Source organism: Sphingomonas degradans (assembly GCF_053502645.1).
Genome location: NZ_CP177172.1, coordinates 3,478,154 through 3,501,150 on the forward strand (window position 1 = coordinate 3,478,154; position 22,997 = coordinate 3,501,150).

Annotated in this window: 26 protein-coding genes and 1 pseudogene; 18 read left to right on the forward strand and 9 right to left on the reverse strand. The window is 66.8% G+C overall.

All coding sequences use genetic code 11. From position 1 onward, the window contains the following. Positions 1–3: 3 nt before the first annotated feature. The 6 genes from ACG3SL_RS15830 (at position 4) to ACG3SL_RS15855 (ending at position 3,634) form a co-directional block, all read left to right on the forward strand. Positions 4–594, forward strand: coding sequence for a malonic semialdehyde reductase (locus tag ACG3SL_RS15830; protein ID WP_448662130.1), 591 nt, complete (start codon positions 4–6; stop codon positions 592–594). A 4-nt stretch (positions 595–598) separates the two neighbouring features. Beyond that, the gene (gene tsaB, locus ACG3SL_RS15835; RefSeq protein ID WP_448665148.1) at positions 599–1,231 is read left to right on the forward strand and encodes a tRNA (adenosine(37)-N6)-threonylcarbamoyltransferase complex dimerization subunit type 1 TsaB; all 633 of its coding nucleotides are present in this window, start codon (positions 599–601) and stop codon (positions 1,229–1,231) included. Then, positions 1,228–1,704, forward strand: a complete 477-nt coding sequence (locus ACG3SL_RS15840) for a GNAT family N-acetyltransferase (protein WP_448662131.1) — start codon at positions 1,228–1,230, stop codon at positions 1,702–1,704. The genes tsaB and ACG3SL_RS15840 overlap by 4 nt, the downstream gene beginning before the upstream one ends. A gap of 111 nt (positions 1,705–1,815) precedes the next feature. Then, on the forward strand, positions 1,816–2,229 hold the full coding sequence (locus tag ACG3SL_RS15845; RefSeq protein WP_448662132.1) for a MucR family transcriptional regulator: 414 nt from the start codon (positions 1,816–1,818) through the stop codon (positions 2,227–2,229). 153 nt (positions 2,230–2,382) lie between these two features. Beyond that, positions 2,383–2,805, forward strand: a complete 423-nt coding sequence (locus tag ACG3SL_RS15850) for a Fur family transcriptional regulator (RefSeq protein WP_448662133.1) — start codon at positions 2,383–2,385, stop codon at positions 2,803–2,805. Beyond that, positions 2,777–3,634, forward strand: a complete 858-nt coding sequence (locus ACG3SL_RS15855) for a lysophospholipid acyltransferase family protein (RefSeq protein WP_448662134.1) — start codon at positions 2,777–2,779, stop codon at positions 3,632–3,634. The genes ACG3SL_RS15850 and ACG3SL_RS15855 overlap by 29 nt, the downstream gene beginning before the upstream one ends. Before the next feature lie 96 nt (positions 3,635–3,730). Here ACG3SL_RS15855 and ACG3SL_RS15860 read toward each other — a convergent pair. Then, positions 3,731–3,946, reverse strand: a pseudogene (locus ACG3SL_RS15860) (GIY-YIG nuclease family protein); the annotation flags it as partial. Between the two features lie 29 nt (positions 3,947–3,975). Here ACG3SL_RS15860 and miaB point away from each other — a divergent pair. Then, complete coding sequence (gene miaB, locus ACG3SL_RS15865; RefSeq protein ID WP_448662135.1) at positions 3,976–5,286, forward strand: tRNA (N6-isopentenyl adenosine(37)-C2)-methylthiotransferase MiaB; 1,311 nt, start codon at positions 3,976–3,978, stop codon at positions 5,284–5,286. A gap of 171 nt (positions 5,287–5,457) precedes the next feature. On the opposite strand, the gene ACG3SL_RS15870 is transcribed toward miaB, so the two are convergent. After that, the gene (locus ACG3SL_RS15870; protein ID WP_448662136.1) at positions 5,458–6,204 is read right to left on the reverse strand and encodes an SDR family NAD(P)-dependent oxidoreductase; all 747 of its coding nucleotides are present in this window, start codon (positions 6,202–6,204) and stop codon (positions 5,458–5,460) included. A gap of 395 nt (positions 6,205–6,599) precedes the next feature. On the opposite strand from ACG3SL_RS15870, the gene ACG3SL_RS15875 reads away from it, so the two are divergent. From ACG3SL_RS15875 to ACG3SL_RS15900, 6 genes are read left to right on the forward strand one after another with little or no spacing between them, the layout of a single operon-like run. Further along, positions 6,600–7,613: a PhoH family protein gene (locus ACG3SL_RS15875; protein WP_448662137.1), complete on the forward strand. Its 1,014-nt coding sequence runs from the start codon at positions 6,600–6,602 to the stop codon at positions 7,611–7,613. Between the two features lie 47 nt (positions 7,614–7,660). After that, positions 7,661–7,921, forward strand: coding sequence for a type II toxin-antitoxin system VapB family antitoxin (locus tag ACG3SL_RS15880; RefSeq protein WP_448662138.1), 261 nt, complete (start codon positions 7,661–7,663; stop codon positions 7,919–7,921). Further along, entirely contained in the window at positions 7,918–8,316 is a 399-nt protein-coding gene (locus ACG3SL_RS15885) for a type II toxin-antitoxin system VapC family toxin (RefSeq protein WP_448662139.1), read from the forward strand. Before ACG3SL_RS15880 ends, ACG3SL_RS15885 begins: the two co-directional genes overlap by 4 nt. Next, positions 8,316–8,840 (forward strand): rRNA maturation RNase YbeY, encoded by a 525-nt coding sequence (gene ybeY / locus ACG3SL_RS15890; RefSeq protein ID WP_448662140.1) that lies wholly within the window; start codon positions 8,316–8,318, stop codon positions 8,838–8,840. The genes ACG3SL_RS15885 and ybeY overlap by 1 nt, the downstream gene beginning before the upstream one ends. Positions 8,841–8,848: 8 nt before the next feature. Next, on the forward strand, positions 8,849–9,763 hold the full coding sequence (locus tag ACG3SL_RS15895) for a hemolysin family protein (protein ID WP_448662141.1): 915 nt from the start codon (positions 8,849–8,851) through the stop codon (positions 9,761–9,763). A 2-nt stretch (positions 9,764–9,765) separates the two neighbouring features. Then, positions 9,766–11,154 (forward strand): PQQ-dependent sugar dehydrogenase, encoded by a 1,389-nt coding sequence (locus tag ACG3SL_RS15900; RefSeq protein ID WP_448662142.1) that lies wholly within the window; start codon positions 9,766–9,768, stop codon positions 11,152–11,154. Here the strand turns inward: ACG3SL_RS15900 and ACG3SL_RS15905 are convergent, their stop codons facing one another. Together ACG3SL_RS15905 and ACG3SL_RS15910 are read right to left on the reverse strand one after the other, a co-directional pair. After that, positions 11,155–11,457: a polyhydroxyalkanoic acid system family protein gene (locus ACG3SL_RS15905; protein WP_448662143.1), complete on the reverse strand. Its 303-nt coding sequence runs from the start codon at positions 11,455–11,457 to the stop codon at positions 11,155–11,157. It abuts the gene before it with no gap. Beyond that, positions 11,457–11,876 carry a VOC family protein gene (locus ACG3SL_RS15910; protein WP_448662144.1) on the reverse strand — a complete coding sequence of 140 codons (420 nt, stop codon included), beginning with the start codon at positions 11,874–11,876 and terminating at the stop codon, positions 11,457–11,459. Before ACG3SL_RS15910 ends, ACG3SL_RS15905 begins: the two co-directional genes overlap by 1 nt. Before the next feature lie 55 nt (positions 11,877–11,931). On the opposite strand from ACG3SL_RS15910, the gene lnt reads away from it, so the two are divergent. The 4 genes from lnt to ACG3SL_RS15930 all read left to right on the forward strand — a co-directional run bounded on the left by lnt (position 11,932) and on the right by ACG3SL_RS15930 (position 16,776). Continuing rightward, positions 11,932–13,491 carry an apolipoprotein N-acyltransferase gene (gene lnt, locus ACG3SL_RS15915; protein WP_448662145.1) on the forward strand — a complete coding sequence of 520 codons (1,560 nt, stop codon included), beginning with the start codon at positions 11,932–11,934 and terminating at the stop codon, positions 13,489–13,491. A gap of 73 nt (positions 13,492–13,564) precedes the next feature. Continuing rightward, positions 13,565–14,776 (forward strand): methionine adenosyltransferase, encoded by a 1,212-nt coding sequence (metK, locus tag ACG3SL_RS15920; RefSeq protein WP_448662146.1) that lies wholly within the window; start codon positions 13,565–13,567, stop codon positions 14,774–14,776. A 113-nt stretch (positions 14,777–14,889) separates the two neighbouring features. Then, positions 14,890–15,939 carry a hypothetical protein gene (locus tag ACG3SL_RS15925; protein ID WP_448662147.1) on the forward strand — a complete coding sequence of 350 codons (1,050 nt, stop codon included), beginning with the start codon at positions 14,890–14,892 and terminating at the stop codon, positions 15,937–15,939. Positions 15,940–16,011: 72 nt separating this feature from the next. Further along, positions 16,012–16,776 carry an EAL domain-containing protein gene (locus ACG3SL_RS15930; RefSeq protein WP_448662148.1) on the forward strand — a complete coding sequence of 255 codons (765 nt, stop codon included), beginning with the start codon at positions 16,012–16,014 and terminating at the stop codon, positions 16,774–16,776. A gap of 401 nt (positions 16,777–17,177) precedes the next feature. Here the strand turns inward: ACG3SL_RS15930 and ACG3SL_RS15935 are convergent, their stop codons facing one another. From ACG3SL_RS15935 to uvrB, 3 genes are all read right to left on the reverse strand, one after another. After that, on the reverse strand, positions 17,178–17,726 hold the full coding sequence (locus ACG3SL_RS15935; RefSeq protein ID WP_448662149.1) for a hypothetical protein: 549 nt from the start codon (positions 17,724–17,726) through the stop codon (positions 17,178–17,180). Positions 17,727–17,791: 65 nt separating this feature from the next. Beyond that, a complete protein-coding gene (locus ACG3SL_RS15940; RefSeq protein ID WP_448662150.1) occupies positions 17,792–18,268 on the reverse strand; it encodes a hemerythrin domain-containing protein in 477 nt (158 codons plus the stop codon). A gap of 93 nt (positions 18,269–18,361) precedes the next feature. Beyond that, positions 18,362–20,557: an excinuclease ABC subunit UvrB gene (gene uvrB / locus ACG3SL_RS15945; protein ID WP_448662151.1), complete on the reverse strand. Its 2,196-nt coding sequence runs from the start codon at positions 20,555–20,557 to the stop codon at positions 18,362–18,364. A 123-nt stretch (positions 20,558–20,680) separates the two neighbouring features. On the opposite strand from uvrB, the gene ACG3SL_RS15950 reads away from it, so the two are divergent. Then, a complete protein-coding gene (locus ACG3SL_RS15950; protein WP_448662152.1) occupies positions 20,681–21,247 on the forward strand; it encodes a DUF3617 domain-containing protein in 567 nt (188 codons plus the stop codon). 8 nt (positions 21,248–21,255) lie between these two features. On the opposite strand, the gene ACG3SL_RS15955 is transcribed toward ACG3SL_RS15950, so the two are convergent. Beyond that, complete coding sequence (locus tag ACG3SL_RS15955) at positions 21,256–21,717, reverse strand: hypothetical protein (protein ID WP_448662153.1); 462 nt, start codon at positions 21,715–21,717, stop codon at positions 21,256–21,258. Between the two features lie 102 nt (positions 21,718–21,819). Continuing rightward, positions 21,820–22,995: an MBL fold metallo-hydrolase gene (locus ACG3SL_RS15960; protein ID WP_448662154.1), complete on the reverse strand. Its 1,176-nt coding sequence runs from the start codon at positions 22,993–22,995 to the stop codon at positions 21,820–21,822. Positions 22,996–22,997 lie beyond the last annotated feature (2 nt).

Here is a 22,997-nt window from a genome sequence, read left to right on the forward strand (position 1 = left end):
CGCATGGCCCACCCCCTGGATGATGCAGGGCTGGATACGATCTTCCGTACCGCCCGCAGCTACAACGGCTATACCGACCAGCCGATCACCGATGCCGATATCCGCGCCATCTATGATCTGCTCAAGATGGGGCCGACCTCGGTCAACCAGCAGTCGGCACGGTTCGTGTGGGTGACCAGCCAGGCGGCGAAGGACAAGCTCGCCGACCTGTCGAGCGGCAGCAACGCGGAAAAGATCCGCAAGGCGCCGGCAACCGTCATCATCGCCACCGATCTGGATTTCCACGAGCAGCTCCCCTGGCTGTTCCCGCATGCGCCCGCGAAGGACTGGTTCGCCGATCCCGCCGCGCGCGAAGTCCATGCGTTCCGCAATTCCTCGCTCCAGGGCGCCTATTTCATCATCGCGGCGCGCGCATTGGGTTTCGATACCGGCCCGATGTCGGGTTTCGACAATGCAAAGGTTGACGAAGCGTTCTTCAGCGACCAGCCCCGCGTGAAGTCCAACTTCATATCGACACTGGGCCATGGTGACCCCTCCACAATCTTTGGCCGGCTCCCCCGGCCCGAATTCGAACAGTTCAACCGCGTCGTCTGAGGCGCTGTCGACGCTCGTCATCGAAACCGCGACGGCGGCGTGCTCGGTCGCGCTGCTCGTCGACGGTGCGGTCGTCGCCCGCGCGCATGACGTCGTGGGCCGCGGCCATGCCGAGCGGCTGATCCCGATGATCGCCGGGCTTCCCGGCAACGGGCGCGCGCCCCGCATCCTGGTGGATGTGGGGCCCGGCAGCTTCACCGGCGTCCGCGTCGGGCTTGCCGCCGCGCGCGGGCTGGCGATCGGATGGGGGGCGGAAGTCCACGGCTATTCGTCGCTCGCCCTGCTCGCCGCCGCCGCCTTTGCCGCCGATCCCGCGCTGTCCGACCTCGCCGTCGTGCTCGAAGGCGGACATGGCGAAGTGTTCGTCCAGGCCTTCACGGCGCACCCCTTTGCCGCCACCGAACCACTGCGCTCGCTGGCGCCGGCAGAGGCCATCGCCGCGATCGCCGGCCGCCCGGCGTTCGGCAGCGGGGTGCGCCGCCTGACGGCATTCGACTCCGGCTTTGCCGGCGCCGAAGCGCTGCCCGACGCCGCCGATGCGCGCCTGCTCGCCCCTGCCTTCACCACGCTTCCCCCGCGCCCCATTTATGGCCGCGCGCCCGATGCGAAGACGCTGGCCGAGCGGGGCCTCGCATGAGCAGCACGCTCAACCTCACCGAATTGCGCGAAGGCGGCGTGCACGACGTCCCCGCCGTGACGCGCATCATGCAGGCCGCGTTCGATCCGCAGTTCGGCGAAGCCTGGACCAGCGCCCAGTGCCTGGGGATGCTCTCGCTGCCCGGCGTGTGGCTCGTCGTCGCCAGCCTGGACGGAGTCGATTCGGGTTTCGCCCTGTCGCGCTCCACGGGGGAAGAGGCCGAATTGCTGCTGCTCGCCACCCTGCCCGCCGCGCGGCGCCGGGGTGTTGCCGGCGCCTTGCTGCGCGCGTTCGCCGCCGAGGCCGAGGCGCGCGGCGCGCACCAGTTGCATCTGGAGGTACGGGCGGGAAACGATGCCGTGCGGCTATACCGCCGCGAAGGTTTCGAGAAGGTCGGCGAACGTCGCGACTACTATAGGGGAAAGACGGGCCAAATGTTTGATGCCCAGACCTTTGCCCGGAAACTGGCTTGAATTTTTCACAGACCTGCGATCTGCTATCTTGCGCTCCATCCAAAATGGTCCGATAGGGCTTCGCAGGCGACAGCCTATAGTCGCCCTTATACTTGGGTCGAAAGGAATATCATGAACGCTTCTTCGGACATTCAGGAAACGCTGATCACGCTCACCGCCGATATTGTCGCTGCCCATGTCAGCAACAACAGCGTCGCGGTTTCGGATCTCCCGGTGCTCATCCAGAACGTGCATGGCGCACTGACTGGACTTGGCGGCGCCCCGGTCGAGCCCGAAGTGAAGCAGGAGCCGGCCGTTTCCGTCCGCGCGTCGGTGAAGCCCGATTTTATCGTTTGCCTTGAAGACGGTAAGAAGCTCAAGATGCTGAAGCGCCACCTGATGACGCACTATCAGATGACCCCGGAACAGTATCGCGCCAAGTGGAACCTGCCGGCCGACTATCCGATGGTCGCCCCGAACTATGCCGAGCAGCGCCGCACGCTCGCCAAGAAGATCGGCCTGGGCACCAAGCGCCGCACGCGCTGATCCCCGGCCCCCGGCTTCGCGCCGGGACCGCGAACGACGAAGGGCCGGGGGTATCCCCCGGCCCTTTGCTTTTGCCCGCCCTTTCGCACGGCACGTTCCCGAATGGGGACAAGACGCCTTCCCCCCGCGCCCCATTGCCGTTACATCAGCCCGATGCCTCGCAAGATTGATCTAGAACAGCTCTGCCACGACAAAGGGCTCCGCATCACCGAACAGCGCAAGGTGATCGCGCGCGTGCTGTCCGACGCCGAAGATCATCCCGACGTCGAGAAAGTCTATGAACGCGCCTCGGCAATCGATCCGGGGATTTCGATCGCCACGGTGTATCGCACCGTGCGCCTGTTCGAAGAGGCCGGGATTCTCGACCGCCACGATTTCGGCGACGGCCGCGCCCGCTACGAACCCGCGCCAGAGGCGCATCACGATCACCTGATCGACGTCGAATCGGGCAAGGTCATCGAATTCGTCGACCCCGAACTCGAGCTGCTGCAAAAGCAGATCGCCGAGCGGCTGGGCTTCCGCCTCGTCGATCACCGCATGGAGCTCTATGGCGTCGCGCTCGACCGCAAGAGCTGAGGCCGCCGAGGGCGTCCGCACCGAACTGAACGGCATCGAACAGGCGCGGCTGTGGTCGCGCGTGGCGATGCTGGCGGGCGCGGTCGCGCTGTTCGTGCCGCTCCATTACCTGTTCCGCCTCTTCCGCCTGCCCTCGCCCTGGCCGCGCCATTTCCTGGGCACTGCCGCGCGGATCGCCGGCGCCCGCGTCCGCACCGTCGGCACCCCGCTCAAGCGCGACGTGTTCTATGTCTCCAATCATCTGAGCTGGATCGACATCCTCGCGCTGGGCGGCGCCAGCGGCACGGCGTTCGTGGCGAAGGCAGAGATCGGCGCCTCGCCCGTGGTCGGCTGGCTCGCAGGGCTCAACCGCACCGTCTATGTCAAGCGGGAGAACCGGCTGGGCGTCGCCGACCAGATCAACCAGCTGCGCGACGCGCTGGCCGACAACTGGGCGATCACGGTCTTTCCCGAAGGGACCACCACCGATGGCCAGTCGCTGCTGCCGTTCAAGACGCCGATGCTGCGCGTGCTCGAACCCCCGCCGCCGGGCGTGATGGTTCAGCCGGTGATGCTCGACTATGGACCTGCGGGCGAGGATATCGGCTGGATCGGCCAGGAAAGCGGCATCAACAATGCCCGCCGCGTGCTGTCGCGCCCCGGCAGCTTCGCGCTGCGCGTCCATTTCCTCGAACCCTTCGTTCCCGCCGACTTCCCCGGCCGCAAGGCAATCGCCGCCGAGAGCCGCCGCCGCATCGAAACCGCGCTGGTCGCGGCGCTCGGCCACCCCCTGCGCCCCTTCCGCTTCGCCGAGGAAGCGATCGGGTATAAGGTGCGCCAGCCGGACTGAGGGGCTCAGCGCATGCCCCCCCCTGTCATGCTGAACTTGTTTCAGCATCCAACCCGCCGCGCGCCTTGCACTCTATGGCGTCCCCGCAATCGCCGCGCAGGTTTCGAAATACACCAGCCGTTGCACCGCATAGCGCGACACGAATCCGCCGGTTATCGCATTGCGATGCTGGTACAGCCGCCCGGCCAGATCCGACGTAACCCCGATGTACAGCGTCCCGCGCGGTTGGCTCGCCAGAATGTACACCCAGGGGGTACGCTCTCTCATGGCCGTCAAATTGCCGCGCGTTGGATGCTGAAACAAGTTCAGCATGACAGTTGTTTTCGCTATAGCGCCCCCACATGAAACCAACCCCCAAAACCTATCACATCAAGTCGTTCGGCTGCCAGATGAACGTCTATGACGGCGAGCGCATGGCCGAGCTGATGGCCGCGCAGGGCCTGACTGCCGCCGTCGATGCGGGCGACGCCGATCTGGTCGTGCTCAACACCTGCCACATCCGCGAACGCGCGACCGAAAAGGTCTATTCGGACATCGGGCGCCTGCGCAAACACGGCAAGGACCCGATGATCGCAGTCGCCGGCTGCGTCGCGCAGGCGGAGGGGGACGAAATCGTCCGCCGCGCCAAGGTGGACGTGGTGGTCGGCCCGCAAGCCTATCACAACCTGCCCCAGCTGGTCGCCGATGCGGCGGCGGGCAAGGCCGCGCTCGATACCGACATGCCGGCGATGAGCAAGTTCGCCGCGCTGCCCCGCCGGCGCAAGGTCGGCCCCTCGGCCTTCCTGACCGTGCAGGAAGGGTGCGACAAATTCTGCACCTATTGCGTCGTCCCCTACACCCGCGGCGCCGAAGTCAGCCGCCCGTTCGACGCGATCGTCGACGAGGCAAAGGCGCTGGTCGATGCCGGCGCGCGCGAGATCACGCTGCTGGGGCAAAACGTCAATGCGTGGGACGATGCCGCCGGCACCGGGCTCCACGGGCTGATCGCCGCGCTCGACCGGATCGGGGGGCTGGCCCGCATCCGCTATACCACCAGCCACCCCAACGACATGCGCGACGGGCTGATCCGCGCGCATGCCGAGGTGGAAAAGCTGATGCCGTTCCTGCACTTGCCGGTCCAGGCGGGCAGCGACCGCGTGCTCAAGGCAATGAACCGCAGCCACACGCGCGATTCCTATCTCCGCATCCTCGATCGCGTCCGCGCCGCGCGCCCCGATATCGCGCTGTCAGGCGACTTCATCGTCGGCTTTCCGGGCGAAACCGATGCCGAGTTCGAAGATACGCTGAGCCTGGTCGACGCGGTCGGCTATGCCCAGTGCTTCAGCTTCAAATACAGTCCCCGCCCGGGGACACCCGCCGCCGACATGGCCGATCAGGTCCCCGAAGCGGTGATGGACGAACGGCTCCAACGGCTCCAGGCCGCGCTCAACCGGCACCAGGCAGCGTTCAACGCGACCACGCTGGGCCGCAATTGCCAGGTGCTGATCGAGCGCACGGGCAAGCTGCCCGGCCAGATGCTCGGCAAGTCGCCATGGCTGCAATCGGTCCACCTGATGACCGATGCCAAGATCGGCGACCTGGTCGACGTGGAAATCGTCCGCGCCGACCCCAATTCGCTCGCCGGGGTCGAGCGGGTGCAGGCGGCGGCGTAAGAAACCGTTTGAAAATTCGCGAAAGAGCGAATTTCAAGGCGGTGCCGGCCCGCTCCCCCACCCGGCCACCCATAGAATACACTGCCGTTGGGTGGCCGGGTGGGGGAGCGGGCCGGCACCGCGAAATGCGCTACGGCGCATTTTCAAACAGACTCTACCGCCCGCGCGGGTTCAGCGCGCCAGATAGCCGCCATCGACCGGGTAATAGGCCCCGGTCAGGAACGATGCGCTGTCGCCCAGCAGGAAATTGGTGAGTGCCGCCACTTCCTCGGGCCGCCCCAGCCGGCCGATCGGGTGCAGCGCGATCAGCCCGGCGCGGGCCTCGTCGGTCATGCTGCTTTCGATCAGAGGCGTCTGGATGAAGCCCGGCCCGACGGCGTTCACGCGGATGCCCTGCTGCGCGTAATCCAGCGCGGCGGTCTTGGTCATGCCGACCAGCGCGTGCTTGGCAGTGACATAGGCGACCGACCCGGCCCAGCCGACCGCGCCCAGGATCGACGCCATGTTGACGATCGATCCGCCGCCGTTCTTCAGCATCGCCGGGATCTGGTAGCGCATGCCATAGAACACGCCGTTCAGGTTGACGTCGATCACGCGCCGCCAGTCGTCGGGATCGACGTCGGCGATCGGCGCGCTCGCGCCCGCAATGCCCGCATTGTTCACGGCAAGGTCGAGCCGGCCAAAGCCTTCGACGGTGAAGTCGACCATCGCCTTGACCTGTTCGGGGTTGCCGACATCGACCTTGAACGCCCGCGCGTCGCCGCCCAGTTCGGTCGCCAGCGCCTCGGCACCGTCCAGGTTGAAATCGGCGATCACCACGCGGGCGCCGCGCGCCGCCAGATCGCGCACGATCGCTTCGCCGATCCCCGATGCGCCGCCGGTGACGATCGCGACCTTGCCTGAGAAATCCTGTGTCATTGCATCATGCTCCAAACGTCATTCGGTCCGCCCTGTCGGCACCCCCAACGCGCGAATCAGCCGATCGGATGCCGCGCCGCCACTGCGTAAAACCCGCATGGCGCCGCCCGGTCCGGCCGGTAGAATGCGCCAGCCGGATAGTGCGCGCAGGCGCAGAATTCGCTGTCCTACACCGCGCGCCTCTGCCATCCTCTGCCGCATTCCATGCGCCACGCCAGCACCCGCCCCGGAACCACCCGCCCCGCGTCCGGTTACGCCTTTCCAGGCCATGCCCCGGCACGGGCGACAGCCTGCACATGCCCCCGAGGAACCCTAAACTTCCTCAACATATTTATGGGGCCAGCCCCCCAGATGCCTGAACTTCGTCAACATCGCCCCAGCCCCGAAAGGACCGCATGAGCCGCAAGCCCGTTCCCGCCCAGTCCGGTGACCGTTCCCGGGCAGAGGTCAATTTCGACAAGCCGCAATTGCTGCCCCAGCTGTTCGGCGAATATGACAGCAATCTGCTCGCGCTCGAGGAGCGGCTGGGCGTCTATATCCACGCGCGCGGCCAGCGGGTGCTCATCGAGGGGTCGGCAGAGGCCGTCGCCCATGCCCGCGAAGTGCTCCAGGAACTCCATGCCCGCGTCATTCGCGGCGAAGAGATCGACACCGGGCTGATCGAGGCAGTGATCGCGATGTCGAGCGAGCCGCCGCTCACCGGCATCATCCGGGCGGAAGCGCCCGCGACCGGCAATGGCGGCGCGCCGGGCATCATGATCCGCACGCGCAAGAAGACGATCGTTCCCCGATCGGTGACGCAGACGCATTACATGCGCGAACTCGTGTCGAACGACATGATCTTCGCGCTCGGGCCGGCGGGCACGGGCAAGACCTATCTGGCGGTCGCGCAGGCGGTGGCCCAGCTCATCACCGGCAGCGTCCAGCGGCTGATCCTGTCGCGCCCTGCGGTGGAGGCGGGCGAGCGGCTCGGCTTCCTGCCCGGCGACATGAAGGAGAAGGTCGATCCCTATCTCCGCCCGATCTATGACGCGCTCTACGATTGCCTGCCCGCCGAACAGGTCGAGCGCCGCATCGCCAGCGGCGAGATCGAGATCGCCCCGATCGCCTTCATGCGCGGCCGTACGCTGGCCGACGCCTTCGTGATTCTGGACGAGGCACAGAACACCACGCCGGCGCAGATGAAGATGTTCCTCACCCGCTTCGGCCAGAACAGCCGGATGGTGATCTGTGGCGATCCGAACCAGACCGACCTGCCCGGCGGCCCGCCCGCCTCGGGGCTCAACGACGCGGTGCACAAGCTGGAGGGAATCGAAGGCATCTCGATCGTGCGCTTCGGCGTGGGCGACGTGGTGCGCCACCCGATCGTCGGGCGGATCGTCAATGCCTATGAAGGCGGCGGTTCTTGAAGCGCGGGATATCCTTGCTATCTTGAAGGATATACCGGAGCGTTTCGATGGCGTCGCTGTACATCAAGGACCAGGAAGCCAACGCGCTGGCGGAGCGGCTCGCCGCCGAGCGCGGGCTTACCAAGACGGCGGCGGTCAAGCTGGCACTGCGCCATGAGCTGGAACGCAGCGCCGGCGCGGCGCCGGCCCCGGATCGCCGCCCGTTGCGCGAACGCATGGTCGATTTTTGGGAGCGGCATCCGCTGCCCGACACGCTTGGGCCTCCGGCGGACAAGGCTTTCTTTGATTCGCTCTCGGACGAGCCATGACCTGGTTCGTCGATGCCTCCGCGATCGTCGCGCTTGTCGGGCGCGAAGACGATTGGCAGCACTTTGCCGATCGGCTCGACCAGGATTCCGACCGCCTCTGGTCGCCCGTCTGCCAGTGGGAAAGCGCAGTCGCACTGGCGCGGCGGCTCGGAACCTCGCCCGTGAAGGCGAGGGAGATCGTTGCCGATTTCGCCGATACCAATCGCTTCGATCTGGTGCCGATCGGTGCGCGGGAGTCCGCGTTGGCGCTTGATTCCTGGCACCGGTTCGGCAAACGCTCCGGCCACCCCGCCGCGCTGAACATGGGCGATTGCTTCGCCTATGCCTGTACCAAGGCCCATGGCGCAAAGCTGCTCTACAAGGGCGATGATTTCTCTCATACGGACCTCGCCTGATGCTTGACGTTGCCGGCCTCCCCGAATCGCCCTGGCCCGAATCCCCCGCAGCGGGCGGCGACTGGGACAGCTTTGCCGCGCGCGCGGCGGAGATCGCGATCCGCCAGACGCCCTATGCCGAATGGCTCGACTGGCCGGTCGCGATCGAAGTCGCCGTGCGCTTCACTTCCGACGACGAGGTCCAGACGCTCAATCGGCAATATCGCGACAAGGACAAGCCCACCAACGTGCTGTCCTTCCCCATGATTCAGCCCGATCTGCTGGAGGCGGTGTCGCAGAACAGCGACGATGGCGAAGTGCTGCTTGGCGATATCGTGCTGGCGCACGGCGTCTGCGCGGCGGAAGCGATCGAGCGCGATGTTTCGGTGGAGGATCACGCCACGCACCTGATTGTCCACGGGATGCTGCATCTGCTAGGCTATGACCATATGGGGGACGCCGAGGCCGAGGCGATGGAAGAAATGGAGCGCGTCGCGCTCCACCAGCTCGGCCTGCATGATCCGTACCCCGTGCGCGAGGACTGAACACTATCATGGCCGACGGCCCCAGTAGCACCGCCACAGGCGACTCTACGAACGAGAACGGTGGAATATGGCGGGGAATCCGCACCCTGCTGTTCGGCGACGATCACGGCGAAACGCTGCGCGACCGGCTTGAGGACGCGATCGACGAGCATGAGGAAAGCAAGGGTCGCGGCCCCGCCGGCGACCTTGCCCCGATCGAGCGCCAGATGCTGCGCAACCTGCTCCATTTCGGCGAGCGCGATGCCGGCGACGTCGGCGTGCCGCGCGCGGATATCGTCGCGGTGGACGAAGCGACCAGCTTCGCCGATCTCGTCGCGCTGTTTGCCGAAGCCGGGCACAGCCGCCTGCCGGTGTACCGCGACGAACTCGATACGCTGATCGGGATGGTCCATATCAAGGACGTGTTCAACATCCTCGCCGCCGGCGCGCCGCACCCGCCGAGCATCGCCGGGCTGATCCGACAGCCGCTCTATGTGCCCCAGTCGATGGGCGCGCTCGACCTGCTGGCCCAGATGCGCGGCTCGCGCACCCATCTGGCGATGGTGCTCGACGAATATTCGGGGACCGAGGGGCTGATCACGATCGAGGATCTGATCGAGGAAATCGTCGGCGAGATCGAGGACGAGCATGACGAGGCCCCGGCCGCGATGCTGGTGCCGATCGACGGCGGCGGCTGGGAAGCCGATGCCCGTGCCGAGCTGGAGGACGTCGCCGAACTGGTCGATCCCCGGCTGGGCGAAGTCGAGGAAGATATCGACACGCTGGGCGGGCTTGCCTTCGTGCTTGCCGGCCATGTTCCTGCGCCCGGCGAATGCCTGGACCACCCCAGCGGCTGGAAACTGGAAGTCGTCGAAGGCGATTCGCGCAAGGTCACGCGCCTGCGCCTGCACCCGCCGGCAAAGCACGCCGAGCCCGAGGAATAATCATGTTGAAGCGCATTCTGATCGTCCTCGGGATTCTGGCAGTTGCCGCCATCGGCGTGGTGCTGTGGATGGGCAAGCCCGACCAGGCGCGGCTGAGCGAACAGGCCGTCACCGGCGCGATTCCCCAGCTGGGCAGCACCCGGCCGCAGGATATTCCGACGGTGGGCATCGCCAAGCCGGTCGGCTGGGCCGCGGGCGAGAAGCCGACGGCGGCGGCGGGGCTCCAGGTCGCGGCATTCGCCGACAAGCTGGAACATCCGCGCTGGCTGTACCGCCTGCCCAATGGCGACGTGCTGGTCGCGGAGACCAATTCGCCGCCGCGTTCGGGCGGCGGGATCACCGGCTGGATCATGGGGCTGTTGCTGGGTCAGGCGGGCGCCGACGTCCCTTCGCCCAACCGCATCACGCTGCTGCGCGACACCAATGGCGATGGCGTGGCGGACCAGCGCTCGGTGCTGCTGGCCGGGCTCAATTCGCCGACCGGCATGGCACTGGTCGGCCCGTGGCTGTACGTTGCCAACACCGATGCGCTGGTGCGCTATCCCTTCACGCCGGGCCAGACGCAGATCACGGCCAAGCCCGAGAAGATCCTCGACCTGATGGGCGGCGGCAATCACTGGGCGCGCAACGTCGTCGCCGCGCCCGACGGCAAGAGCCTGTTCGTGAGCGTCGGATCGTCGTCGAACATCGCCGAAAACGGGCTGGCGGCGGAAGGCGCGATCTATGAGGGCGGCGATGCCAGCAAGGGCGCCCGCGCGGTCATCCTCCAGGTGAACCCGGAAACGAAGTCCAGCCGCGTCTATGCCTGGGGCCTGCGCAATCCCAACGGCATGGCGTTCGAACCGCGCAGCGGCGCACTGTGGACGGTGGTGAACGAACGCGACATGCTCGGCTCGGACATGCCGCCCGACTACCTGACCCAGGTGGATTTCGGCGCCTTTTATGGCTGGCCGTGGAATTACTGGGGCGGGTATGAGGACAAGCGCATCTCGCCGGGCCGCCCAGACCTGCGCGAATATACCAAGCGCCCCGATTTCGCGCTGGGCGCGCACGTCGCCCCGCTGGGCCTTGCCTTTGCCGCCGACGCGAAGCTGGGCAGCAACTGGGCCAACGGCGCGTTCATCGGCCTGCACGGATCGTGGAACCGCCAGCCGCTGTCGGGGTACAAGGTCGTCTATGTCCCCTTCGGCACCAACGGCTTCCCGGCCAAGGGCGCCAAGCCGGTCGACCTGCTGACCGGGTTCCTGGGTGCCGATGGCAAGACGACGCATGGCCGGCCGGTCGGCGTCATCACCGATGCCACCGGCGCGCTGCTGGTAGCCGACGATGTCGGCAACCGCATCTGGCGGGTGAGCGCCCCGGCGGGCGCGGCCCCCACCGCCGCGAAATAACTATTCGAGGAGCTTCGGCGCCTCGCGCGCCAGCTTCTCGCGGATCTTCGCGGCGAACAGCGCCAGCATCGGCGGCAGGTCGACCACGGCATGGACGTGTTCCTCGAACACCTCCAGCCGGCTGGCGACCTTCTGCCCCATCGCGCTGACGGTGAAGTGGAGCACGTCGCCGTCCCAGGACTGCTCTACATGGCCGCCACCGGGGAACATCTCGGCCAGCTTGCCGACCCCGCCGGCCAGCCGCGCACGAACGGCCTCCCGGCCCAGCTTGTGCGGAATATCGAGCGTGATCGGATCAGCCATCAGCGGGCAAACACCATTGCATCGTCTCCAAACGCCTTGAACTCCAGCGCGTTGCCGCTGGGGTCGCGAAAAAACATCGTGGCCTGTTCGCCCACCTGCCCCTTGAAGCGGACATGCGGGGCGATGCCGAACGGCACTCCCGCCGCCGCCACCCGCGCCGCCAGCGCTTCCCAGTCGGGCATCGTCAGCACCACGCCGAAATGCGGCACCGGCACGTCATGGCCATCGACGGGATTGCTGACGGCCACGGCGCGCGCGCCGGGATCGAGATGCGCGACGATCTGATGCCCGAACAGGTCGAAATCCACCCACTGCGCCGCCGATCGCCCCTCCGGGCAGCCGAGCACGCCGCCGTAGAAGCCACGCGCCGCCGCAAGGTCGTGGACCGGGAACGCGAGGTGAAAGGGACGAAGCGCCATGGCGCCTCCTAACAAATCCTCCCCACGGTTGGGAGGATTTGTTAGGGCCGATCCCATGCTTCGTCGTCCCTTGCTGATCGCGCTCGCCGCGGGCCTGTTGTCCGCCACTGGTTTCGCCCCGCTCGGCTGGTGGCCGGTCACGCTGCTGTGTTTCGCGGTGCTGCTGGCACTCACGCATCAGGCGCCGACGCTGCGCGCGGCGCTGCTGCGCGGATGGGTGTTCGGCGTCGGCCATTTCACCGTGGGCAACAACTGGATCCAGCACGCCTTCGACTATCAGGACAAGATGCCGCCGGTGCTCGGCTATTTCGCGGTGATGCTGCTGGCGCTGTACCTGGCGATCTATCCCGCGCTGGCGATGGGGCTGGCGTGGCGGTTCGCCCGCAGCGTGCGCCACCGCGCCGGGTGGGTCGAGCCCGATCTGGGCTATGTCCTCGCCGCCGCCGCCGCCTGGATCGCGGCGGAGTGGCTGCGCGGCACGTTGTTCACCGGCTATCCGTGGAACCCGCTGGGCGTGATCTGGGTGCCGACCCCGCTCTCCGGGCTTGCCGCCTGGACCGGCACCTATGCGCTGTCGGGCATCACGCTGGCGATCGCCGGGCTGGTCTTCCTCGCCGCCCAGCGTCAGTACCGCCCGCTACTGATCGGCGTGCCGGTGCTCGCCGTCGCCGCGCTGCTCACCGCCGATTTCCCGCGTGCCCCCGATACGGCGGAAGCGAGCCGCCCGCATGTCCGCGTGGTCCAGCCCAATATCGGCCAGGATAACGTCGCCGCGCCCGACTATCCCGAACGCACCCTCGCCAAGCTGCTCGAATGGAGCGGCAAGCCGGGCGCCGTGCCCCGGCTGGTGGTCTGGCCCGAGGGGATGGTGAACTACTATATCGAGGACGGCTATCCCGATCCGCGCTTCTATGGCCGCGGCGATCCACGCTGGGTCCGCGCCCGCATCGCCGCCGTGCTGGGGCCGCAGGATACCGCACTGGTCGGCGGCACCGCGCTGTTGTTCGATTCCCGTGGCCAGCTGAGCGGCGCGGGCAATTCGGTGTGGACGGTCAATCCGGCGGGCATGCTCGGGGAGCGATACGACAAGGCGCATCTGGTGCCGTACGGCGAATATCTGCCGATGCGCACGCTGCTCGAACCGCTGGGCTTGGCCCGGCTGGTGATGGGCGATGTCGATTTCGTCCCCGGCCCCGGCCCCCGCGCGCTGACCGTGCCCGGTTTCGGCAATGCCGGCATCCAGGTGTGCTACGAGATCATCTTTTCCGGCCAGGTCGTCGATCGGGCGCACCGGCCCGATTTCCTGTTCAACCCGTCGAACGACGCCTGGTTCGGCCGCTGGGGCCCGCCGCAGCATCTGGCGCAGGCGCAGTTGCGCGCGATCGAGGAGGGGCTTCCGATCCTGCGCGCCACGCCGACGGGGATTTCCGCCGTGATCGATGCGCACGGGCGTGTGCTGGAATCAGTTCCGGCGGGCCAGGAGGGCGCGATCGAACTGCGCCTGCCCCGCCCGCTGCCGCCCACGCTGTTCGCACGCCTCGGCAACGCGCTGGCGCTGATCGCGGTCGGACTACTGTGTTTCTTCGCGATTGCGCTCCGTCGCTTCGGTCGCTAGGGGCAAGACATAAGGAAAGCTTTATATGGCATGGCAACGGCCTGCTTCCTTCCCTATTGCTTAGAGGAAAACCATGCGTTCCAATTATCTCTTCACGTCCGAGTCGGTCTCTGAGGGCCATCCCGACAAGGTTGCCGACCAGATTTCGGACGCGATCGTCGACCTGTTCCTGTCCAAGGACCCGGAAGCGCGCATCGCCTGCGAGACGCTGACCACCACCCAGCTCGTCGTGCTGGCCGGCGAAATCCGCGGCAAGGGCATCATGGACGAAGCCGGCAACTGGGCGCCCGGCGTCCGGGAAGAGGTCGAGAAGGCCGTCCGCGATACCGTGCGCGAGATCGGCTACGAGCAGGACGGCTTCCACTGGGAGACGCTGCGCTTCGAGAATAATCTCCACCCCCAGTCGGCGCATATCGCCCAGGGCGTGGATGCCAGCGGCAACAAGGACGAAGGCGCCGGCGACCAGGGCATCATGTTCGGCTATGCCGCCGACGACACGCCCGAGCTGATGCCGGCGACGCTGTACTACAGCCACCGCATCCTCGCGCGCATGGCAGAGGATCGCCACTCGGGCGCCGCGCCGTTCCTCGAGCCGGATGCCAAGAGCCAGGTCACGCTGCGCTACGAAGGCAGCAAGCCCGTGGCCTGCACCGCGATCGTCGTCTCGACCCAGCATGGCAAGGGCTATGACCAGGGCGAGAAGGAAGCCGAACTCCACGCCTATGTGAAGAAGGTCGTTGCCGACATTCTTCCGGCCGAGCTGCTTTCGGACGAGACCGTCTATCACATCAACCCGACCGGCAGCTTCGAAATCGGCGGCCCCGATGGCGACGCAGGCCTGACCGGGCGCAAGATCATCGTCGACACCTATGGCGGCGCAGCCCCGCATGGCGGCGGCGCCTTCTCGGGCAAGGACCCGACCAAGGTCGATCGCTCGGCGGCGTACATCACGCGCTATCTGGCGAAGAACATCGTCGCAGCCGGTCTGGCCCAGCGCGTGACGATCCAGCTCGCCTATGCGATCGGCGTGTCCCAGCCGCTGTCGCTCTATGTCGACACGCACGGCACCGGCACCGTCGGCGACGACAAGATCGAACAGGCGATCATGGGCATCGAAAAGCTGGGCGGCCTTACCCCGCGCGGCATCCGCACCCATCTTGGCCTCAACAAGCCGATCTACAAGAAGACCGCGGCCTATGGCCATTTCGGCCGCACCCCTGAGGGCGATTTCTTCCCCTGGGAAAAGACCGACCTGGTCGATGACCTGAAGGCCGCGCTGGCGTAACGCGCGCAGACTTCGACGAAAGCGGGCCGGGGGAGCAATTCCCCGGCCCTTTTTCTTGCTTGCACTTGCTCATGCCCGGACTAGCCTGCCCGCAGAAACGGGGAGAGGGCGAAATGCGGAACTTTGTTGTCCTGGCGGCGGGGTTGGCGCTCGCAATCGCGGGGGCGCCGTCCGCCACCGCGCAGCACACGCTGGGCGTGCCGGCGACGGCGGGGTGGAAGCATGCCGAGACCGGCCTGATCCTGCGCGCGTCGCTGGCCGGGCTCGCCCGAACCGAGCTGGGCGACAACAGCCAGTCGGAACTGGACGTCTATGCCACGTTCGGCGATATCAAAGACGTTGTCGTGACCGTGTATCTGTTCCGCCCGGCGCTGCACAGCGTGCCGATATGGTTCGACCGCGCGGAAACGCAGATCCTGCAGCGCGGCACTTATGGCGACCCTAGGCCGACCGGCGCGCCGCAGGCATTCTCGCGGTCGGCTGGCGCTTCGGCAGATAGCCTGCGCCGAATCTATGTGCCGTCCAAGCCGCCGTACAGCAGCACCGGGCTGGCAATCCTCCCGATGGGCGAGTGGCTGGTCGCGCTTCGCATCAGTGCAACCGCGCTGACGCCCGATGCCCTCCAGGCGCGGCTGGATTCGGTCATAGGCGCGATCGGCTGGCCCGCCGGAGTGGCACTCGCGCCGGCGGCGGTCCCGATTGCCGCATGCGCGCTGCCCCCGCTCGCCTTCGCGAAGCGCGCCAAACTCAAGAAACCGGACATGACCGATGCGCTGATGGGCGCAGTGCTCGCCAGCATGGCCAGCGAAAAGGCGGAGGAGGCGCAGACGGCGGAAACCCCGATGTCCGCCGAGCCGACCTCCTGGTGCCGCGAAGGCGCTGCCAACAAGGAATTCAGCGTCTATCGCAGCGATGAGCGCACCAGCCGCTACCTGCTCGCCATCGCCGACGCGGGGCGGACGATCGACGTCACGCCCGGATTTCCGCTGGACGGCAAGGAGCCGGCAATCAGCCTGTACCTCCACGACCTGGATCGCACGCTGGTGTATCCATCGTTCAATGGCCTGCCCCGTCCCGAACAGGCATGGGAGGCGATCCAGAAGAACGCGCCGGTTTCGTCGAGCGCGCGCGGCGGGAAGGACCTGACTATCCAGGTTAAGTGACTCGGTTCACACGACTCCGGTCTCGCTCGTCCTATTATGACAAGACGAGGGAGGTTGTATCGGAGCTAGAGTATGACGGTTGCGGCATGTAGTCCTGAAGCGGCGCCACCAAATGCGTGGTCGACGCGGACGCTGACCATGGCGTTTCAGCCAGTCGTTAACACCGACACCGGGCGCATCATTGCCTATGAGGCGCTGTTTCGCGGGCCGGAGGGTGAAAGCGTCGCCGAGTACGCAACCGGACTTACGCCCGAAATGCTGCCGACCTTCGACCTGCGATGCCGGATCGCGGCGATCGAGCAGGCGCTGGAGGCCGGGATCATCGAGCGACAGGCGCGGCTCGCGGTAAAGGTCATGCCGACCTTCATCGAAGATCCGGAAGCCGATGCCGAACGGATGCTGCGGATCGTGCGCCGACTGGGATTTCCGCACCGCCAGCTCGTGCTGGAGTTCAGCGAGCGCGACGATCTGGAAAGCGCCAAGATGACAGCGTTGGTGCAAGCCTATCAGAAGCGCGGCTTTCGCGCCGCGTTCGACGATTTCGGCGCGGCGGACAATGGCCTGGCGCTACTTTCGCACTTCACGCCCGACACGATCAAGCTGGCGCCCGAGCTGGTCCATCGCCTGTGCAGCAGCTGGTCCCGCCGGCTTGTCGTGGAAAAGGTGGCACAGGTCGCCAATGCCGGCGGCATGTTGCTGATTGCCGAAGGCGTGGAGACGCGCGGGGAATTCGATCGGCTGCGCGCGCTGGGCGTGCCGATCATGCAGGGCGACCTGATCGCCGGCGCCCAGGTGGGGCGGCTTCCCCTGCCGACGCCGATCCATCCCGGCGGCTGAGCGCACCGCATTCCAAAATGAAAGAGGCCGCCGAGCCCCGCCAAGGGCCCGGCGACCTCCGACATGGTCAGCGGCCGGAAGCTCCAGCCCGGGAGACCATGCGGGCCGCTTCGCTGCAAGCCGGCGAATGTTGACTGGAGGAGGATACCTCCCATTCGCCTCTACGGACGGAGGGCTTCCGTCCGTGCCTGCTGCTTAGCGGCGCGTCTCCCGAACGAACTGAACCGACCCCATTGCTGAACCATGAGACATCGGATCACCTCCTTTCGCTAGTTGAAGAGCCTTTGTGCCGATCGGCACGCCATGGTTGTGAATCAAGCCGAGTCGCAGAACAAGTCTTGTTTTACACACGCGATGGTGCGATTCATCAAGGTCTTGGCGCTGCTTTGCGGCGCGTCGCGCTACCCCCGGCAATCCTCGGTCACGCGCAGGATTTCGGCCCATGCGGGTACCACCAGCGTCGGCAACCCGCCCCCTTCGATCACGAAGCGCCCGCGACTATAGCCCATGGCGTCCAGCACGCTATCGCGCGCAGGCAATTCGGTGGCGAGCGTGCCAGCGGCGCCTCCCGTCGGCATCAGCGTCAATGGGCGCAGCAGGCTGGTCGTGCGCACCGTCACGTCGGCCTTGCTGGCCACGCCCGCGCCGCGCCGCGACAACGTTATGCGCCGCCCTGCCAGATCGCACCGCAGGCTAAGTTCGGCCTCTGCGGCGCCACGTCCGAACAGCGCGATGCTACCCCGCGCATCGCGCCGATAGGTCCAGCCTCCCGGCGTCAGCGGCCAGTCCCGCCAATCCGCCGACAGCTTGGGCGCAGGCGGCGGCGGGGCCGGCGTCGGCGTGGGCACCGGAACGGGAGGGGCGGGGCGCGGCGCTTCGGGAATGGCGGCACAGCCTGCCACGGCGAACAGGGTCGCCGCAGCGAGCCAGGGGTACATTTTCGAACGCATGCCGTATCTTATGGGGGAAGTACCCCGACGGCTCAACCCGGCGGGCAGTGGCCCCGCCGCCCGGATCAGGCGGCGCGGCGCGCCTGGACGCGGCGTGCTTCGGGGAACAGCACCGTTTCCTCGCGTGCAATCCGCTCGGCAAGCCGCGCCACGATCGCTTCGCTTTCGACGCGGAACAGGGGCCATTCGCTGGCGATGCGCCCTACCGACCATTCGGCGATATAGCGGGCGAACTCGGTCGCCAGCCGCCCATATTCTTCGCGAAACCGCCACGCGACGCTGATCGCAGCGGCGTCGCCCGAGCTTATCAGCCAGTCATAGACCGCCAGATCCTCTCGCGAGCAATGGTCGCTCAATGCCTGCACCATGCGCCAGCGGATGGCCGCGATCGACGCCGCATCGGGCGCAGCGCCGGAAACGATGCCGAGCAGCTGTGCAGCCTGCGCCTCGAGCGCGCGATGTTCCGCACAGAATTCCGCCACCAACGCCATAGTCGGCACCTCGTCATCGTCACCAAAGCACGCGCGCGGGTCGACCGTCATTAAGTATATTTCCCGATCGCAGCCGTTGTGGATGTATCACCGTGCCGAGGCTGTATGTCAAAGATGCGACAGTTCGGGAATTTCCCTCGCGAATCAACGCCCGCCCGGACCACCCATCCGCGTCTTGGTCTGTTTGCCATATCGGGTCTTTCGTGTGCCGGGCTTGCCTTCGTTCGACCGCCCCATGACCGGCGCCTTGCGCTCGTCGGCGGGAAGGCCGAGTTCTTCGGCCTCCAATGCGCGAATCTCGTCCCGCAGCCGGCCCGCTTCCTCGAACTCCAGATTCGCAGCGGCGTCGCGCATCTTCTTTTCCAGCGACTCGATATAGGCACGCAGATTGTGGCCCACCATGTGCGGGCGGTCGGCATCGATCTCGACGGTGACCTGATCCTTCGACGCGACATGCGCGATGATGTCGCCGATGTTGCGCTTGATCGTCGCCGGCGTGATGCCGTGCTCGGTGTTATACGCTTCCTGCTTCTCGCGGCGGCGGCCCGTCTCGGCCAGCGCGCGTTCCATGCTGCCGGTCACGCGATCGGCGTACAGGATCACGCGCCCCTCGACGTTGCGCGCGGCGCGGCCGATCGTCTGGATCAGCGAGGTTTCCGACCGCAGGAACCCTTCCTTGTCCGCATCCAGAATGGCCACCAGCCCGCATTCGGGGATGTCCAATCCCTCGCGCAGCAGGTTGATGCCGATCAGCACGTCGTACACGCCCAGCCGCAGGTCGCGGATCAGCTCGATGCGCTCCAGCGTCTCGGTGTCGGAATGCATGTAGCGGACCTTGACCCCCGCCTCGTGCATATATTCGGTCAGGTCCTCGGCCATCCGCTTGGTCAGCGTGGTGACCAGCGTGCGATAGCCCATCGCCGTCGTCTTCATGCATTCCTGGATCAGGTCCTGTACCTGTTCCTCGACCGGCTTGATCTCCACCGGCGGGTCGATCAGCCCGGTCGGGCGGATCACCTGCTCGACAAAGACGCCGCCGGTCTGCTCCATTTCCCAATTGCCCGGCGTGGCCGAGACATAGGTGGTCTGGGGCCGCATCGCGTCCCATTCGTTGAAACGCAGCGGTCGGTTGTCGATCGCCGAAGGCAGGCGGAAGCCATATTCGGCCAGCGTGATCTTGCGCTTGTGGTCGCCGCGCGACATGCCGTTGATCTGGCCGATCGTCTGGTGGCTCTCATCGACGAACAGCAGCGCGTTTTCCGGCAGATACTCGAACAGCGTGGGCGGCGGCTCGCCCGGCATGCGCCCGGTGAGAAAGCGGCTGTAATTCTCGATCCCCGCGCAGCTGCCGGTCGCCGCGATCATCTCCAGGTCGAAGTTCGTGCGCTGCTCCAGCCGCTGGTGCTCGAGCAGCTTGCCCTCGGCCTCCAGCTCCTTCAGCCGCTCGGTCAGCTCGTGGCGAATGCCCTCCATCGCCTGTTTCAGTGTGGGTCCCGGCGTCACATAGTGCGAGTTCGCATAGACGCGGACATAATCCAGGTTCGCGACCTTGCTGCCGGTCAGCGGATCGAACTCGGTAATTTCCTCGATGTCGTCGCCGAAGAAACTGATCCGCCAGGCGGTGTCCTCATAGTGCGACGGGAAAATCTCCAGGCTGTCGCCGCGCACGCGGAACGCACCGCGCGTGAACGCCGCGTCGTTGCGCTTGTATTGCAGCGCCACCAGCTTGCGGATCACTTCGCGCTGGTCGACCACCTGCCCTTTCTTGAGGTCGAAGATCATCGCCGAATAGGTTTCGACCGATCCGATGCCGTACAGGCACGAAACCGACGCGACGATGATGACATCGTCGCGCTCCAGAAGCGATCGTGTCGCCGAATGCCGCATCCGATCGATCGCCTCGTTTACCGAGCTTTCCTTCTCGATATACGTATCCGATCGCGGCACATAGGCCTCGGGCTGGTAATAGTCGTAATAGCTGACGAAATATTCGACGGCGTTCTCGGGAAAAAAGCTCTTGAACTCGCCATAAAGCTGGGCGGCGAGGATCTTGTTCGGCGCCAGGATCAGCGCCGGGCGCTGCAACTCCTCGATCACCTTGGCCATTGTATAGGTCTTGCCTGAGCCCGTGACGCCCAGCAGCACCTGGTCCCGCTCGCCCGCCGCCGCCTGCGCGACGAGTTCGGGGATCGCATAGCGCTGGTCGCCCGAGGGCTCATATTCGCTCACCAGCTTGAAACGCTTGCCCCCCTCGACCTTTTCGGGCCGCTGGGGGCGATGCGGGACAAAACTCTGCCCGGTGTCGGGCTCGTTCAGGTTGGTGCGGATCTGGATGGCCATCGGCGCGAATATGGGGTGCCGGCGCGTCCGCCGCAATCGCGGACGGCGGCATCCAGAGCGTTGCAAATGCGCGCCATTCGCCGCACAGGGCGGGCTGCCACCCTGTTCGGGAACTCTATCGCGATGCGCACCACGATGCTTCTCTCCGCCACGGCCCTGCTTCTAGCCGGATGCCAGTCCGCCGCGGAGAAACAGGCCGCAGAGACGGGTGAGATCCATGTCACCGACGTCGATACCGATCAGGTCTCGCGGCTGATTAAGGCGGCGCGCGCCAAGACGGCGGTACAGCCGGGGCAATGGCGCCAGCAGATCCGCATCCTTTCCGCCGACATCGACGCCGACACGCCCGAGGCGCAGAAGGCCCAGCAGGACGCGATCCAGCGCCAGTCGCAGGATACCACCGCGTGCCGCACCGAAAAGGACCTCAAGCCGCTCGACCTGGAAAAGCTCGAAAAGGTCGCCGGCACCTGCCGCTTCGCGCGCTACGATCTGGCAAAGGGCCGCATCAACGCCGACCTGACCTGCAAGAAGGAAGGGTCCCTCGCCACGCGCATCCTTGCCGCGGGCACCAGCACGCCGACCGGATTCGACATCCTGCTGGAGCAGCAGAGCGGCACCAAGGGCGCGCCCGGCTTTGTCGCGTTCAAGGTGCAGGCAAAGGGCACTCGCCTTGGCGCCTGCCCGGCGTAACCGGTGGGTTAAACCTGCCGCCGATAGGCGATCCGCCACATGACGATGCCGATCAGTGCGGCGACCACCGCCACCAGCGCGCTCGATGCGACGGCGCTGGCCCAGCGGAACATCCAGGTGCGGCTGTCGAGCGCAGGCATTTCGGCCAGCCCGAAGCCATAGGTCTGCGCCCCGACGAAGATCGCCATCGCCGTGAATGCCCCCACGCCCGCAGCGTGGCGGGCGCGGCGCATCCCCGCGACGTGCAGCACCAGCCATAGCGGCGCGGCAACCGCAGTGATCGCTATGCCCCCGAACAACGCGCCCACCATCGCGCCCACCGCCAGCGTAGCGAAATCCTGCCGTCCGCCGATCGCCAGCAAAAGGCCCGCGAGCACGCCCACGATTCCGCTGCCCGCCGCCAGCGCCCATCCGGCACGGTCGAGCGTCGCTTCATACCGGCGTGGTGCGCGCAGCGCGCGATCGTGCATCTGGCCTGGGCCCCCTTCCCCGCGCGCAGCTTTAGCGCCGCCGCCGGGCTCGCTTCAAGCATCGCGTGCGGAACCCCCGCACCGGAAACGGGACGCGCGCGCCTAGCGCAGCGCGTCGTATCGCCCCGCACGCCCGCACGCCGCAATGCCCGCCATGTCGGGCGCCGGGGCGGCTGCAGCGTCGGCCGTGGCGGCAATCTCTACCGGCGCCCCGATCGGCACCGCGGCAAAGCGCGCCGGATCGGTGCGGGCACAGCGCAGCATCGTCTCCAACAGGCGCGGCGGCGTGTCATAGCCTTCGTCGGAAAGGCGGAAGGTGCCCCAGTGGATCGGGATGGTCCGGGGCCGCCCCAGTTCCTGCCACACCCGGATCGCGTCGGGCGGACCGATGTGATTGCCGTTCGCCATCTGGCCGGGATTGAAGCGGAACGCGCCGATCGGCAGCGCCGCCAGCCGGATCGGCCCCAGCGCGCGCGCCTCTGCCGGCCAGCGCAGGTCACCCGCGCCCGTATCGCCTGCAAAGAAGAAATTGCCGCCCGGCAGCGTCACGACGAAGCTGGACCACAGCGCCCGGTTGCGATCGGCGAACGTTCGGCTACCCCAATGATGGTTGCGCGTCACCACCACGTCGATGCCCGGCCGCACCGCCACCCGCTGTCCCCAGTCGAGAGCGCGGGCGGGCACGCCGGCGCCAGCGATCACGCGGTCGTTCCCCAGCGACGTGACGATCAGCGACCGGTCGCGGGCCCACAACCGGCGCAGCGTCGCCAGGTCCATGTGATCATAATGGTCATGGCTCACCAGCACGAGGTCGATCCGGGGCAGATCCTCGAACCGGATGCCCGGCGCCGCCACCCGCTGCGGGCCCACGCCCAGCGGCCCCGCGCGGTTGCTCCACACCGGATCGGTCAGTATGTTCAGCCCCTGGGTCTGCACCAGCAGCGTCGCGTGCCCCACCCAGGTCGCGCGCATCGCCGCGCCTTCGACGCGCGGCACCACCGGCATCCGGTGGACGGCGACATGCTCTGGCCAGGCCGGTCGATCCGACGGCATCACGAACCGATTCCACAGGAAGGTGAAGCGGTTCGTACCCGGCGGCAGGATATCGTCGCCATCCGGGTTGAAGAAGCGCGCGCCGTCATAATGGCCAGTCACCGGTCCTTCGTAATAGACCCGGTCCAGGAACGGTGGCGCCACCGTCACCAGCAGGCACAGCGCCACGACCAGCCACAAAAGGATCGCAAGACCCCAACGAATCCCGCGTTTCAGCATACCCATCC